The sequence below is a fragment of the uncultured Methanobrevibacter sp. genome, assembly GCF_900314615.1.
In the GTDB taxonomy this organism is placed as follows: domain Archaea; phylum Methanobacteriota; class Methanobacteria; order Methanobacteriales; family Methanobacteriaceae; genus Methanocatella.
The window spans coordinates 1-13,889 of record NZ_OMWA01000006.1 but is presented as its reverse complement, the minus strand read 5'-3'; the positions used below and the strand labels follow the sequence as shown (position 1 = coordinate 13,889).

The window sequence follows — 13,889 nt, the reverse complement described above, 5'->3', positions numbered from 1 at the left end:
TTTTACTAAAATTATTTCACTGTTATATTCCATCAGTTTAGGATATATTTTTTTTATTATTTTTTATAAGAAACTTTAAAATTTTTGTAAATTTTAAAAAATGTAATTAAATATTTGAATTTTAGTTTAAAGTATGCTTAATAGTTTATATTAATTTTAATAAAACTTCTTTAATGTCTTCAATTGTCGCATCACTTTTTATTCCAAGGGGATTGTAGTGTGTTTTAACTGCAATGAATCCGTCCTTTTTAATTTCATCAAAAATCCGGTCCAGCTTTGGTGCACTGATGGTTAATGACTTGCAGATTTTATGTATTTCATAAAATGTTGCAGGTGCATCTGCTTCTTCAAGACAGCTGTTTAGGAGTTTCAATGCTTTTTTCTCACTGTTGATTTTTTTATTTTCTGTTTCATCAATCATTTTTTGGATAAATTCTGCGTCCTGTAAGCTTCCTAACCATAATGGTCCTGCATGAATTAATTTTTCACCACAAACAGGGCATGTTTCTTCAATAGGACTTGCTATGCCTTTGCTTGTCTGTCTGTGCAAACAGTGTTTACAATGACTTATGTATCCTATGTTTTTTAAACTTTCATCAGTTTTTTTAGGTCCTTTCTTTACATTTATGTATAATCTCATATAGTGTTCAGTGCTGTGGGACATTTTCACTTCAATATACTTTCCATATTTTGCAAGAGTGAGTGCAACAAATCCTGCCAGAATTCGAATACCTGTTTCATGGCAGTATTCGCTTTTGTAAGGTTTTGCATTATATTTTCGTATGCATGGCTCTTTATATGTTCCGCATAATGCAGATGTGTCTGTGGCGGTAACGCATAGTAATGAATTTCTTCGGGCACAGTAACCTGCGGAATCCAGAAACGGTGAAGGGGTTCCGAATGGATCAATGTCAATTACATCGAATTCTCCTCTTTTCATTCTCAAAAACATGCTGGCGTCGTGCTGAAAAACTTCCACATCCTCCAGATTATTTAATTCTATATTGTGTTTTTCAAATTGATTTGCTGTTTCGCTTATGTCATTGATGTAAACGTTTCCAACGTCGTCAATTTCATTTTTATAACGAATGCCTCGTATTCCACTTCCACCAAACAGATCGCATATATTTATTTCTCTTTGCTCCTGTTTTTGGAATACTTGTATTGCAAGTATTGACAGGTCTCTGTTTAATTCCATATTCGGGTTGTAAAATACTGGCGCATCAGATGAAATTTTGTCAAATTCGGGGAATTCAATTTTAGTCAATCCTTCTTTAATCCTTTTAATTTTATATTCATCCATTAGTTTCACTCTTGTTTGTTTTTAATGATATGTTAATGTTTTAAATATTATTAGATTTAAACATTAGTATAGTAAATTTATTCTAATTGGTGATAATTGTGTCAGATATAAAAGTTCCTATTGCAAAACCAATAATTGGAGATGAAGAAATAGAAAATGTAGTTGAAGTTCTAAAATCCGGAATGATTGCTCAAGGCCCAAAAGTGGCAGAATTCGAACAACGTTTTGCTGAATGGGTGGGTGCAGAGTATGGTATTGCTGTAAATTCCGGAACTGCTGCATTGCATACTGCATTGCTTTCATGTGGTGTTGGAAAAGGCGATGAAGTAATTACAACTCCATTCACATTTATTGCTAGTGGTAACTCAATTGTATACACTGGCGCTAAACCTGTTTTTGCAGACATTGACTTGAAAACTTATACAATAAATCCAGATTCAATTGAAAAATTGATTTCAGAAAATACCAAAGCGATCATGCCTGTTCAGTTATATGGTCAGGCAGCAAATATGGACAGAATTAATGAAATTGCTGAAAAATACGGATTGATTGTTATTGAAGATGCAGCTCAGGCTCATGGAGCAATGTGCAACGGCAAAAAAGTTGGAAGCTTAGGAGATATGTCCTGTTTCAGTTTTTATCCTACTAAAAACATGACAACATCTGAAGGAGGAATTATCACAACTGATGATGAGGAACTGGCTGATAATGCCCGTATATTCAGGGCACATGGTGCAAGCATCAGATACCACCATGATGATATAGGATATAATTTTAGAATGACTGATATTTCAGCAGCAATAGGTCTTGCACAATTAGATAAAATTGATGAATTTAATGACAAACGTATTGAAAATGCAGCATATCTGAATGACGGTCTAAAAGATGTCGATGGAGTAATCACTCCTTACTGTGCATACGGATCAAAACATGTATATCACCAATACACTATAAGAGTTGAAAAAGGAGACAGGGATGACTGGGTTGACATCATTAACGACTGTGGTGTGGGAACCGGTATTCATTACCCTATTCCATTATACAACCAGCCTGTTTACAAAGGATTAGGATTCACTGGAAACTGTCCAAATGCAGAACTTGCAGCAGACAATGTTATTTCTCTTCCAGTCCATCCGTCACTTACAAAAGAAGATTTAGATTTAGTGATCGATGCTGTTAAAACAGCATCTGAAGAGTTAGATTAATTTCTAACTACTTTTTTCTTATTTTAACATTTCATTTACTGTATCAACTTTGGCGTCTAAAGTTCTGTTTTCCATATCTCGTCTGTCATCAACCTTAATCACAGTATATACTCTACCTATTCCCAACTTAAAAATTGCTTCCTGAGCATTAGCTATTGCGGAGTATAGTTCTTCTAGGTTTTCAGCTTCGATTTGTGTTCCCATTCCGGTCAGCTGATAACTGAGTCCTGAATCTTTAATGGATTGAACTGCAGCTGTTACATATTCTTTACATTCAGTGGTTTGTGTTCCGACAGGCAATATTGCAAAATCACATGTAATCATTTTTTTCACCTGGTAAAATTATTTATTTATCTTTGTATAAATTAATTTAGTAATGGTCAAATTAAACAAAGATGAATTTAATGAAAAGATTTTTACAAGAATCAATAATCTGATTTCTGATTATCAGTTAATTAAGGAAAATGAGCTTATTGCTGTTGCATTGTCTGGTGGAAAAGACAGTGTATTAACGTTACATGCTCTTAAAAATTATCAGAATGTACTTGATTTTGATTTGGTAGCTATTAGTGTTGATGAAGGAATTGATGGCTACAGACAGCACGGTATAGACTCAGCTATTAACAACGCTAGGCAATTGGATGTTGAATTGGTTCAGAAATCCTTTAAAGATGATGAAGGATTTTGCCTGGATGACATTTATCAGGATTTTAAAAGTGCATGCATTCCATGTGGTGTTTTTAGAAGAAATATTTTAAATAAAACTGCTTATGAACTGGGTGCAGTCAAAATAGCTACAGGTCATAATTTGGATGATGAAATTCAATCTTTTTTAATGAGTTTTGCCAGAGGAGATACTATCAAATTTTCCAAATTCGGTCCGGAACTTGATGTAATTCATCCAAAACTGGTTCCTAGAATTAAACCGCTGTGGAATACTCCTGAAAAGGAAGTGGGCATGTGGGCAGTTTTAAATGATATTGATATTCATTTGGATGAATGTCCTTACTCTCATTTATCTTTAAGAGCTAAAATTAAAGAATTTTTAAATGTTAGTGAAGATAAGTATCCTGGTGTTAAAAATAATGTGATGGAATCTTTCCAAAAAATATTAACCTTTGAAAATGATATTCCCACAAGCCTTAATGAATGTGAAATTTGTGGTGAACCAACTTCATCAGGAATCTGCAAGGCTTGTGAGTTAAAAGAATTAATTTCTCAAAATAGCGAAGGCCATATATCCAATAAATAATGCGATTAATATAATACCTTCTTTTTTATCATATTTTTCCTGTGTTTTACCAAATATGAAACATAGTATTGTAACTGCAATCATGAATACGACATCTATCAACATACTTGAGTCAAGAGGTATTTCACTTATTGCACTACTTGCACCTAATACAAATAATATGTTGAATATGTTTGAACCGATTACGTTTCCTATAACTATCTGATTTTCTCCTTTCTTTAAAGCAGTTAATGAGGTTACAAGTTCAGGTAAAGAGGTACCTATTGCTACAATAGTTAAACCTACTAATGTTTCACTCATTCCTAATGCCATTGCTATAGATGACGCACTCTTAACTACTAAATCTCCACCGAGAATAATGCCTGCTAGCCCAACTACTATGAAAATTATACTCACTGGAAGAGATAATTTTGCTTTTTCAACTTTGTTTGCATCTTTTGATTTTTTTGATGAGCGAATAAGATAAAGTACATAAGCTATTAATATTGCAAGCAAAATAATTCCTTCAATACTTGTAATATTCCATCCGATTAGTATAAATGCTGCAAACAATACTGTTATTGCTACTAAAAATGGCAAATCCTTATTCAATACGCTTTTTTCCATCAGCAAGTCGCCAAGTAATGCAGATACTCCTATAACCATTAATATGTTAAACAAATTACTTCCAATTACATTACTTACTGCCATTGCATTGTTGCCTGCTAAGGAGGATGTAATTGAAACTGCTGCTTCGGGAGCACTAGTTCCAAAAGCCACAATAGTCAGCCCGACTATTATTGTAGGGATCTTTAAGAGTGAAGCAATGCTGCTTGAACCATCCACAAAAAAGTCGGATCCTTTTATTAAAAATACAAATCCTACAATCAATAAAACAATTTGAATTATAATTGATCCGTCCATTATCATTCCTCTGTTTCTTCTTCGTCTTGAGGTCCTAAATCGGTTACAAGGACCTTGTCAATTTGATGGCCGTCAATATCAATAATTTCAAAAATGAATCTGCCACATTCATATTTGTCTTCTTCATCAGGTATTTTACCGCTCAAACTTAAAATAAATCCTGCTAATGTTGTGTAATTGTCTTCTTCTTCATCCGGTAAATTGCCTTTAAAGTCAAATAATTTTTTAAATTCGTCAATATTATATCTGCCGTCTATTAACCAGGTTCCATCAGCTCTTTGTATAGCTTTAGGCTCGTCTTCTTCATCAATACCTGGAATGTCTCCAACAATTCCTTCAAGCAGGTCGTTTAATGTGATTAAACCTTCTACACATCCGAATTCATCCACAACTAAAGACATATGGACATATTCCTGATTTTCCTTAAATTCTTTCAATAATTCCAATGTTTCCATATGTTCGGATACAACCAATGGTTCTTTTACGATTTTGTGAACATCAAAGTTTTCTTCTGAAAACATTACTGCAAGGATATCTTTTGCCTGAACAACTCCAATAAAGTCGTCCAATTCTCCTTTTGCTATTGGGAAAATAGACCTTTTGCTTTCAATGATTTTGATTTTATTGATTTCTCTATCATCTTCCAAATCAATCCAGATGATTTCATTACGGGGAGTCATTATGCTTTCGACTTTTTGGTCATCTAACTTGAAAACTCTTTTAATAATGTCTTCTTCTTCCTGTTCGATAGTTCCGTCCTCTCTTCCTTCTTTAATCATTAATTCAATTTCTTCTTCAGTAACAAGATCGTCATTTTTATTTTCAATTCTCATTAACCATAAAAGAAAACTGCTGGATTTAGCAAGAATAACACTTATAGGCTTTGAAACTACTGTAAGGATTGCCATGGATTTTGCTACTTTTAATGAAATTCTTTCAGGGTCATTTAATGCTATTACCTTAGGAACAATTTCTCCAATAACCAATGTTAAATATGTGCTCACTATAACTACTACTACAACACTTATAGCTTCGCTGTATGGTAAAAATGAAATCAGTTTTGCAAGAGGTTCGGACAATGTCGCTCCACCGAATGCCCCAGTCAAAACAGCAGTAAGGGATATTCCTATTTGAACAGTAGATAAAAATTCATTGGCGTCTTCACCAAGTTCAGCGACAATTAATGCGTTTTTGTTTCCTTCATCGATATACTTTTGCAATTTTGATTTTCTAACAGATACAACAGCAAGTTCCGCCATTGACAAATATCCGTTTATTATTATTAAAATTAAGATTATTATTATATTAAATGCCGTCCCAATCATTTCTAACAAACCATCAAAACTTATAAATCACTGGCCCTTTGAAAGTCAGTGTTGCCATATATCTCATCCTGCATCTGCTGGACTGCATATGATGCATCTTCTCTTGTTTCTACACGTTTGAATATTCTTCTTGATTTTACCTTCAATGTTTTTCCACAAACGCATTTACGGGTTGCAACACCTTTTTTTGCATATAATACACGACCGCAGTCGCATCGAAATATAAGATACATGATAATTTTTCCATTTAAAATTAATAGTAATTAATATATTATCAATATATTATATAAAATTTTCACTTATCCGCCAAACAGTTTTATGAATAATGGTATGAAAACCTGTGATGGCAAAATAACTAAAGTAGCTATGCTTACTCCTAAATTGGTTCCTATAACTACTAAAAGAATTCTAAAGATGTTATTGTTCCATAAGTCTCTTAAACTTTCAATTTTAGCTAAATTTTTAATATCACTTTGTCTGACTTTTCTGAATTTTGCTTCAGTCAGTCCTGAAAACCATCCTGCTGCAAGCAATGGATGAATAATTGTTAATGGAGCTACAACTCCTCCAACTATTGCAGATTGAATTTTTGATCCGGAAAGAATAGAACCGATAAAACCCATTAGCATACTTATAACAATGAATTCATAGATGTTTCCTGTAATGTTTATCCCGCTAATAAATGCCAGAAAAAATATCACCACAAATAATATCGGAATCATTGCCAGCAATATTTTAACCCAGGGGATGCCTTTTTTTGTTTCAATCTGTTCCAGTTCATGTAGTGGAGGTAATGTTTCGGGATTATCCAGATATCTTTCAATTCCCGGTCTGTGTCCTGCACCGACTACTGCAATAACTCTGTCCTGTGGAATTTGCATAAGTCTTCCTGCCAGATAAGCATCTCTTTCATGAACGAGAGTTTCATAAACACTTGGAGCTTCATCTTTAAACATTTCCATTAAATCATCGAGGTTGTCCGGATTTTTCAGCTCTTCAATATCCACATCTTCTTCATCACCGAAGCCTAATGCAGAAGCTATTAATCCGAACATGAATTTGGCCTTTTCCATAAAGCCCATCTTATTCAATGCTCTCTGCAATGTAATTGTGATGTCTCTGTCAATAAGCGCAATTGGTATTTGCAAATCTTCGCAGGCTTCAATGGCTCCGACCATTTCAGCTCCGGGTCTTACATCAACATCATCTCCAACCTTGGATTGGAAATAGCTAAGAAGTGTTGTAACAAAAAACAGCCCTACTTTATTCTCTTTAATAATTTGACTAACGGATATTGTATTGTCTTCTTCAATTCCGGCCATTTCTTGTTTGAGGCGAGTATATCTGCCTCTGTCAAGTTCGATAGCGACTACTTCAGGTTGCTGTTCATAAATCGCATCTTTTACTTCATTAACACTATTTTCAGATACGTGTGCTGTACCGATTATAGTTAAACATTCTCTTTTCAAAAATAACACTTCTTTTAAAACTTGATATTATCTAATAATTATGAAATCTAAATATATAAATTTAATCTTTAATTAGAATTAATTTATTATTTTTAAACATTGCCACATTATCTGATATGTTTTTTTGACAGCAATAGTCAATATCTTTTTCATATCCAAGTTTGGATAAATGCCTGCCTGTTCTGCAGTTATGAAATCCTTCAATTACAGATTCGTAATCTCTACTTGCCATAATCGCTGCTTTTGCCAGGTCATTTAATTCATATTCATCACTATTTTTACAAATCCAATAAAGTATTTCGCCTGAAGCCAAAAAGTCTTCAAGTGCAAACTGACCTCTGACTCCTGCCATGACAACATCGATATGGCTTTCAGCAATTTTTGCTGATTTTTCACCTGCTGATTTAGCATTTAAAAGACATCCAACAAGAACTGTTGAGTTCATATTTTCCAGAATTCTTGTTCCGTTGCTTGTTGTCAATATCAATGTTTTTTTATTACTTTTTAATCTATCAACAACTTCAGGTGAGTTTCCAATGTCAAAACCTTCAAGTTTTTCGCCGTTTCTCTCTCCTGCCAGAACTCCATTTACTTTATCTTTTAAGCTCATAGCTTCTTCAGCAGAAAAACAAGGAATTATTTCATCAAAGTTATTTAAAGCAGCAGTAATTGTTGTACTTGCTCTTAAAGCATCAACCATTATTGAAATATCTTTGCTGCAGGTTGTCTCTAAACTTAATGTGACTTTCATAAAATAATATTATAATATATTAATATATATCTTATACTATGAGAATTGTCACAACACCAATGTGTGAAGAAATTGTAAAATTAGCTGGCATTGAGAATTATGTGGTAAATAAATTTCCAAAAGATGAAGACGGTGATTTAGCTATTCTTCTATCTGAAAGTAAAGTCGAAATGAATAGTCTTCCAATTAAAATAAATACTCCTCGCCAGGTTTTTGAAAGTATTAAAAAAGTTTCAAAAATCACCGAAAAAGAGCTGTGCGATGAAGATGTGATGGCCTTTTTTGATGATTATAAATTAGCTAAAAAATATCTGAATTCTAATTTTAAAAGACATGTCAATGTAAAAGTCTATTCTGAATTTTTAAAGGATATAGTTTTGGATGTGGGTTTCAATATAGTTGAAGATGATTTTGATTACGTAATATATCCGGATTATTTGAAAGATAAGGTTGCAGAAAGTGAAAATCTGATTGAAATACCCTCTCACAACAGCATTTCCAAAAACCCTTTTGAGAAAATTGAATGCAGATATGCTATTTTAGAAAATTTAATATAATATAGAAATTAATATACTATATATTATATATAATTGCATTTTTTGAGAGTTGTTAATATGTATGAAACATTAACATTTACTGGTGGAGTTCACAAAAGTGAAGAAATAAAAGAATTAATTGAAGATTTGGGAGGATTTATTCTTCAAGAGAGTATTCAGCAAATGGAATTGGTATTAAATCTTGCTGTTCCATTGGAAGATGTTGACAAAATTGAAAAAAAATCCTCAGAATTATTGGGTAAAATATCTGTTGCTCCTATGGCAGGTTCTGAAATAGCTATTGTTTCACCAACTCTTGCAAGACATCATTTGCCTCATGCTGCATGTGATATTTCCGAATATTTGCGTGAGTTCGGTGCAAAAGACAATATGATAGGTCTTGCTCGTGGAGATGGTAAAGGTACATCCGGAATTACTGAAGAGGAAAAAAGCTTAATTGAAGAGCATGACATTGCTGTTTTTGCATTAGGAAGTTTTGAAAATTGTATTAAAGAAAAAGCTTTCCTATATGATGATATTGACATACCAGTCATTGTCACAGGATCTCCTTATATGGATTCTGATGCGCTTCCTGGCGCTGATGCATATGTCGGAGGTCTTGGAAGAATTCCAAGAAGACTTAGAAGAGGTCCGGACATCCGTGCACTTGATACACTAGTTGAAACTATTGAATCAATACTGAATGATAAAAAACGTGAAATGGCTCTTGATGCGCCTTTAGTTCCTTCTATTGTTGTTAAAAATGCAATTGAAAATCAAGTTAGGGAAATTAAAGATGTTATTTCTCCAACACCAGTAACTTCACAATTAGACGGCGTACGTGTAAAATTAAATTATGATACATATGCAGATGTTATTGCAAACGTAAATATTGATGGTAAAAAACTGTCAGAGCTTGCAGAAATCAAAAAATCATTTATGTATGATTATATTTTAGTAAAAATAAATAGTGAGAGTTCTCTTGTAGAGGATTCTAACTAAATTTTCTTTTTTTTTAGCCTATTCTTCTCATTCCGAAGAAATTAACAGCATCCACTAAATCGTTGAACTGTTCCAACTCTCTTTCTATGACATTTTCATCGGTCATATCAATACTCAGTTCTCCGTCAACGGTCAGTGTGTCAGGCCCACGGCCGATTATTCTTTCAACACCGTCTGAGCTTAGAATTCTTTCTGCATCTAACTGGTGTACAAAAGATCTGCCAGGTAGGATTACTGCCTGTTTTATATCACTCAAATCAAGTTTTTCCAAATCCTCTTTTGTAATTAAACATGCTATTTCTTTTTCACATGCTACAACGTTAACGTTGTCTCCTGTTTCCAGTTTTGAAAATATTTTTGAGATGTAAGGTTCTGCAAGTTTAGATGTAATTATTGTTGCTTCACCTGTTATCGGTTTGATAAACTGTAAAAAGACTTCATTTTCCGCACTAGCTATTGCGAATGGTCCTCCTGTTACTGGATCACAAACTGGTGTTCCGCTTACTCTGAATTTATATTCTTTATTGATTTGTTTAACCAGCTGAGAAAAATCTTCAACAGGCTGTGATTCAAATCCTTTAAGAATAGGTTCGTTTCCAAGGATTAATCCTTCATTGAATGTGTTTGCAAATCTCATTAAAAGCATTCCTTTTGCTCCCCATTCCTCTAATGAATTACATGTTTCACGTAAAACATCTCCGTCATTAACTCCGGGAATTATTACTGCAGCGCCTGTAAGGTCAATGTTTTCACAGAATATTTGGCATGCTTTAAGCGCTTCTTCAGGGTTCGGATCTTTTACCCATTCTTTTCTAAGCTTAGGATCTGTTGAAAAAACAGTGAATGAAACTTCTTTAACTCCATTGTTTATTAAATTGGTAGCAGTTGCACTGTCGGTAATTCCTTTACCGCAGGTATAACCTAATACTGAAGATATTGAAAACTGGTTCAGGTTGGCTGTAAGACTTTCGAGGTACGGATAACAGCTGATGTCTCCTCCTCCGCTGATGTATGCTGAAATTTCTCCACGTCCCATATTCATCATTAGGGCACTTTGAACTTGATTCATCACTTCAAATGGAGTTTTAAATGCTCCTTGAGTTTCTGAAACTCCCTTACTACATCTCTCACATCCAATTTTATTTGGTAAACAGTGAGCACAGCCAAATACTTTAACATCCTTAACCTTTCTGAAGTAACAGTATTTGCAAAAACCGTTACAATCTTTTCCAGGTATTCCTCCAACATCTGCTACAACTTGCATATTATATTATTTTTTAATTCATTTTATTTATAAATGAAGTATTAATTTTCAAATCAGATTTCATTATTACTTTTTGTATTATTTATTACTTGGAGTGCTAAAAGTAATAATTTGTTATTTTTATTTATTTTTAATATAACTATTTGTAATATTTTATTTTTTTAATTAATGTATTTATAATTAATTTTATTTGTAAAAAATAGATTTAATGTAATTTTATTGAATTTATATGGATTTAATCAATTTAAAAAAGTATTACTTTCAATGTCATTTTTCTTAAAAATTTTTTGTTTTATTATACTTTATAAAGTTTTCTAAAATATTTCATAGGTAATCTTTATATTATATCTTTTATAAAATAAAATTTGTATACCATATGGCTGGCTATTGCAAAAACTTGCTTTGTAGCTAAAACTCAATTTGGTAAAAAAGTTTACCATTGAGAGTTTATTTAGGAGGGAAAAAATGGCAAAGTTTGATGATAAAATCGATTTATTCGATGATAGAGGCAACGAAATTGCATCTGACGTACCAATCGAAGCTATCAGTCCATTAAGAAACCCTGCAATTCAAAGCATCGTAAAAGGTGTAAAAAGAACTGTAGCTGTAAACTTAGAAGGACTCGAAAAATCTGTTAAAACCGCATCTGTTGGTGGAGACAAATCTAGAATTTTAGGAAGAGAATTAGATCTCGCTATCGTGGACAACGCAGAAGCAATCGCAGACAAAATGAAAGAAATTATTCAAATTTCTGAAGACGATGACACTGTTGTAACACCTATTTCTGGAGGAAAAAGGTTATTAGTACAAGTACCAACTAGAAGAATTGATGTTGCTGCTGAATACTCCACAGCTCCATTATCTTCCGCTTCAGCTTTAGTACAATCTGTTATTGACGTTTGTGATGTAAGCATTTATGATGCTAACTTTGTAAAAGCTGCAGTATTAGGTAGATACCCACAATCTGTAGATTACAAAGGATCTAACATTGCAACCATGTTAGACATTCCACAAAAACTCGAAGGTGCAGGTTACGGTTTAAGAAACGTAAAAGCAAACGACTTCGCTGCTGCTACTTTGAAAAACACTTTCCAAGCTACTGCATTAGCTGCTATCTTTGAACAAACTGCTATGTTTGAAATGGCTGACGCTTTAGGTTCATTCGAAAGATTACACTTATTAGGTTTAGCTTACCAAGGTTTAAACGCTGATAATTTAGTATATGACTTAGTTAAAGACAATGCTGACGGTACTGTTGGTAGTGTAGTACAAGCAACTATTGCTCGTGCAGAAGCAGACAGTATTATTGCTCCTGAAGAACAATTAACCGATTTCGCTATTTACAACACTGACGACGCAGCTAAATGGAACGCATACACCGCAGCTGGTGCTGTTGCTGCAACTATGGTTAACGTAGGTGCTGCTCGTGCTGCTCAAGGTATTCCATCTACTTTATTATACTTCAACGACAACCTTGAATTCGCTACTGGTTTACCTGGTCTTGACTATGGTAGAGCAGAAGGTGTAGCTGTAGGATTCTCATTCTTCAGTCACTCCATCTACGGTGGTGGAGGTCCTGGTCTCTGTAGCTGCTGCTATGTCCTTAGATGCAGGAACACAACTCTTTTCACCAGAAGCAACTTCTGGTTTAATTAAAGAAGTATACAGTCAAATTGATGAATTCAGAGAACCTATTAAAGCAGTTGCAATCGCAGCTGATGAAATTAAAGGTGACATCTAATTAATTTATACAAATCTAATTTGAAGGTCTAAACATGGATATTGAAATATTTCCTTACAGAGTTCTTGGAAGTGACACTACTGAAAAGTTATTAAATGATTTAGAATCACTTGAAGATGTAAAAAGAACTGTTATTCAAGGTCCTAGATTCCCAAAAGGTGAAGCGACTTTACCACCTCAATACAGGGAACGTAGAGTCATCAATGTTAATGGTGAAGATGTTGTTTTACAAGTTAAAACTGCTAGAATCTTTATCGAATTGACTTTGGAATCTACTATTGATGACATTGAAGAAATCTGTAATAGACATATTCCATTTGGTTTTGACATTAATCAGGATAAGTCTCATTATATCAGAAAACAAAAAACTGTTACTGATAGGATTAAGTATGGTAATAAAGAGTTACCAGATGAACTGGTTGGAATGACAGATCAATATTCAACATTTGATGACCATGTGAATATTATTAAAAAGGATGACTAGATTTATATGATAGGACGTTGTACTCACGTTGTGGATTGTAGGGAAGCAAGCGGTATGGGTAAAGGTGGAAGCCTTGCTCAAAGAGGTACTTTTGCAGAATGCGGTACTGATGTATGTGCAATAGCTATGTCTCCTGGACGTAGACACATTACAAAACCTGTTTGTGAAATTACATTCGGTTTACGTGAAGCTAATGTTTTAACAAGCACAATGGTTTTAAATGCTGGTGCGGGCGTTCCTCATGATGCACCTGCTTCTGGTGGAACTTTGTTTGGTCTTACTGATAAGGAAGTCGAACAAATGCGTAATTTCAAATTACTTGTTGTTCACCTAGGTGGTGTTGCAAATCATATTATTTACAAAGCAAGATTAATTCTTAGGAATGTCAACAAACATTGTATTATTATATGCGAATCACCAGTGGACTGTGAAGATTTTGCCAAAATTGGTATTAAAACTTCAAAAGTCATGCCAGATGAAGCTGACATTAAAACTGCAGGAACTATTGATGATATTGTTACAGGTGTTATCCGTGGTGAAACAATTTCACAGGACAAATTAGATGAAATTATTAGAAAAGTTAAATTAGCATTAGGAGATGCATAATTATGGTACAAATTTATCCAGGTACTTCTCAGGTTGCTCAAAACAGAA

The 13,889-nt window shown here is 33.6% G+C and carries 14 protein-coding genes and 1 pseudogene; 7 read left to right on the top strand and 8 right to left on the bottom strand.

Annotated features, from left to right (window positions below; translation table 11 throughout):
- Nucleotides 1-145: 145 nt before the first annotated feature.
- Complete coding sequence (locus QZN33_RS02680; RefSeq protein ID WP_296789380.1) at nt 146-1,303, bottom strand: tRNA (guanine(10)-N(2))-dimethyltransferase; 1,158 nt, start codon at nt 1,301-1,303, stop codon at nt 146-148.
- 98 nt (nt 1,304-1,401) lie between these two features.
- Between QZN33_RS02680 and QZN33_RS02675 the strand changes: the two genes are divergently transcribed.
- Nucleotides 1,402-2,508, top strand: a complete 1,107-nt coding sequence (locus tag QZN33_RS02675) for a DegT/DnrJ/EryC1/StrS aminotransferase family protein (protein WP_296789379.1) — start codon at nt 1,402-1,404, stop codon at nt 2,506-2,508.
- A gap of 18 nt (nt 2,509-2,526) precedes the next feature.
- On the opposite strand, the gene QZN33_RS02670 is transcribed toward QZN33_RS02675, so the two are convergent.
- Nucleotides 2,527-2,832, bottom strand: a complete 306-nt coding sequence (locus tag QZN33_RS02670; RefSeq protein WP_296789378.1) for an MTH1187 family thiamine-binding protein — start codon at nt 2,830-2,832, stop codon at nt 2,527-2,529.
- A gap of 52 nt (nt 2,833-2,884) precedes the next feature.
- Here QZN33_RS02670 and QZN33_RS02665 point away from each other — a divergent pair, with 52 nt between their 5' ends.
- Entirely contained in the window at nt 2,885-3,760 is an 876-nt protein-coding gene (locus tag QZN33_RS02665) for a TIGR00269 family protein (RefSeq protein ID WP_296789376.1), read from the top strand.
- Here QZN33_RS02665 and QZN33_RS02660 read toward each other — a convergent pair.
- The 5 genes from QZN33_RS02660 to comB all read right to left on the bottom strand — a co-directional run bounded on the left by QZN33_RS02660 (nt 3,719) and on the right by comB (nt 8,208).
- Nucleotides 3,719-4,663, bottom strand: coding sequence for a calcium/sodium antiporter (locus QZN33_RS02660; protein WP_296789375.1), 945 nt, complete (start codon nt 4,661-4,663; stop codon nt 3,719-3,721). The two genes, QZN33_RS02665 and QZN33_RS02660, sit on opposite strands and share 42 nt — an antisense overlap.
- 2 nt (nt 4,664-4,665) lie before the next feature.
- Nucleotides 4,666-5,988 carry a hemolysin family protein gene (locus QZN33_RS02655; protein WP_296789472.1) on the bottom strand — a complete coding sequence of 441 codons (1,323 nt, stop codon included), beginning with the start codon at nt 5,986-5,988 and terminating at the stop codon, nt 4,666-4,668.
- A gap of 20 nt (nt 5,989-6,008) precedes the next feature.
- On the bottom strand, nt 6,009-6,221 hold the full coding sequence (locus QZN33_RS02650) for a DUF1922 domain-containing protein (RefSeq protein ID WP_296789371.1): 213 nt from the start codon (nt 6,219-6,221) through the stop codon (nt 6,009-6,011).
- Between the two features lie 66 nt (nt 6,222-6,287).
- On the bottom strand, nt 6,288-7,466 hold the full coding sequence (locus QZN33_RS02645) for a TraB/GumN family protein (protein WP_296789368.1): 1,179 nt from the start codon (nt 7,464-7,466) through the stop codon (nt 6,288-6,290).
- A gap of 52 nt (nt 7,467-7,518) precedes the next feature.
- On the bottom strand, nt 7,519-8,208 hold the full coding sequence (comB, locus tag QZN33_RS02640) for a 2-phosphosulfolactate phosphatase (protein ID WP_296789366.1): 690 nt from the start codon (nt 8,206-8,208) through the stop codon (nt 7,519-7,521).
- A gap of 38 nt (nt 8,209-8,246) precedes the next feature.
- Between comB and QZN33_RS02635 the strand changes: the two genes are divergently transcribed.
- On the top strand, nt 8,247-8,765 hold the full coding sequence (locus QZN33_RS02635) for a hypothetical protein (RefSeq protein ID WP_296789358.1): 519 nt from the start codon (nt 8,247-8,249) through the stop codon (nt 8,763-8,765).
- Between the two features lie 57 nt (nt 8,766-8,822).
- On the top strand, nt 8,823-9,746 hold the full coding sequence (locus tag QZN33_RS02630) for a methanogenesis marker 7 protein (protein ID WP_296789357.1): 924 nt from the start codon (nt 8,823-8,825) through the stop codon (nt 9,744-9,746).
- Between the two features lie 13 nt (nt 9,747-9,759).
- Here the strand turns inward: QZN33_RS02630 and mmp10 are convergent, their stop codons facing one another.
- A complete protein-coding gene (gene mmp10 / locus QZN33_RS02625) occupies nt 9,760-11,010 on the bottom strand; it encodes a methyl coenzyme M reductase-arginine methyltransferase Mmp10 (RefSeq protein ID WP_296789355.1) in 1,251 nt (416 codons plus the stop codon).
- 534 nt (nt 11,011-11,544) lie between these two features.
- Between mmp10 and mcrB the strand changes: the two are divergent.
- From mcrB to mcrC, 3 genes and pseudogenes are all read left to right on the top strand, one after another.
- A pseudogene (gene mcrB / locus QZN33_RS02620) lies at nt 11,545-12,751 on the top strand (coenzyme-B sulfoethylthiotransferase subunit beta).
- 34 nt (nt 12,752-12,785) lie between these two features.
- Nucleotides 12,786-13,235 (top strand): methyl-coenzyme M reductase operon protein D, encoded by a 450-nt coding sequence (gene mcrD, locus QZN33_RS02615; RefSeq protein WP_296789349.1) that lies wholly within the window; start codon nt 12,786-12,788, stop codon nt 13,233-13,235.
- Nucleotides 13,236-13,241: 6 nt separating this feature from the next.
- Complete coding sequence (mcrC, locus tag QZN33_RS02610) at nt 13,242-13,841, top strand: methyl-coenzyme M reductase I operon protein C (protein ID WP_292742951.1); 600 nt, start codon at nt 13,242-13,244, stop codon at nt 13,839-13,841.
- The last annotated feature ends 48 nt before the right edge of the window (nt 13,842-13,889 follow it).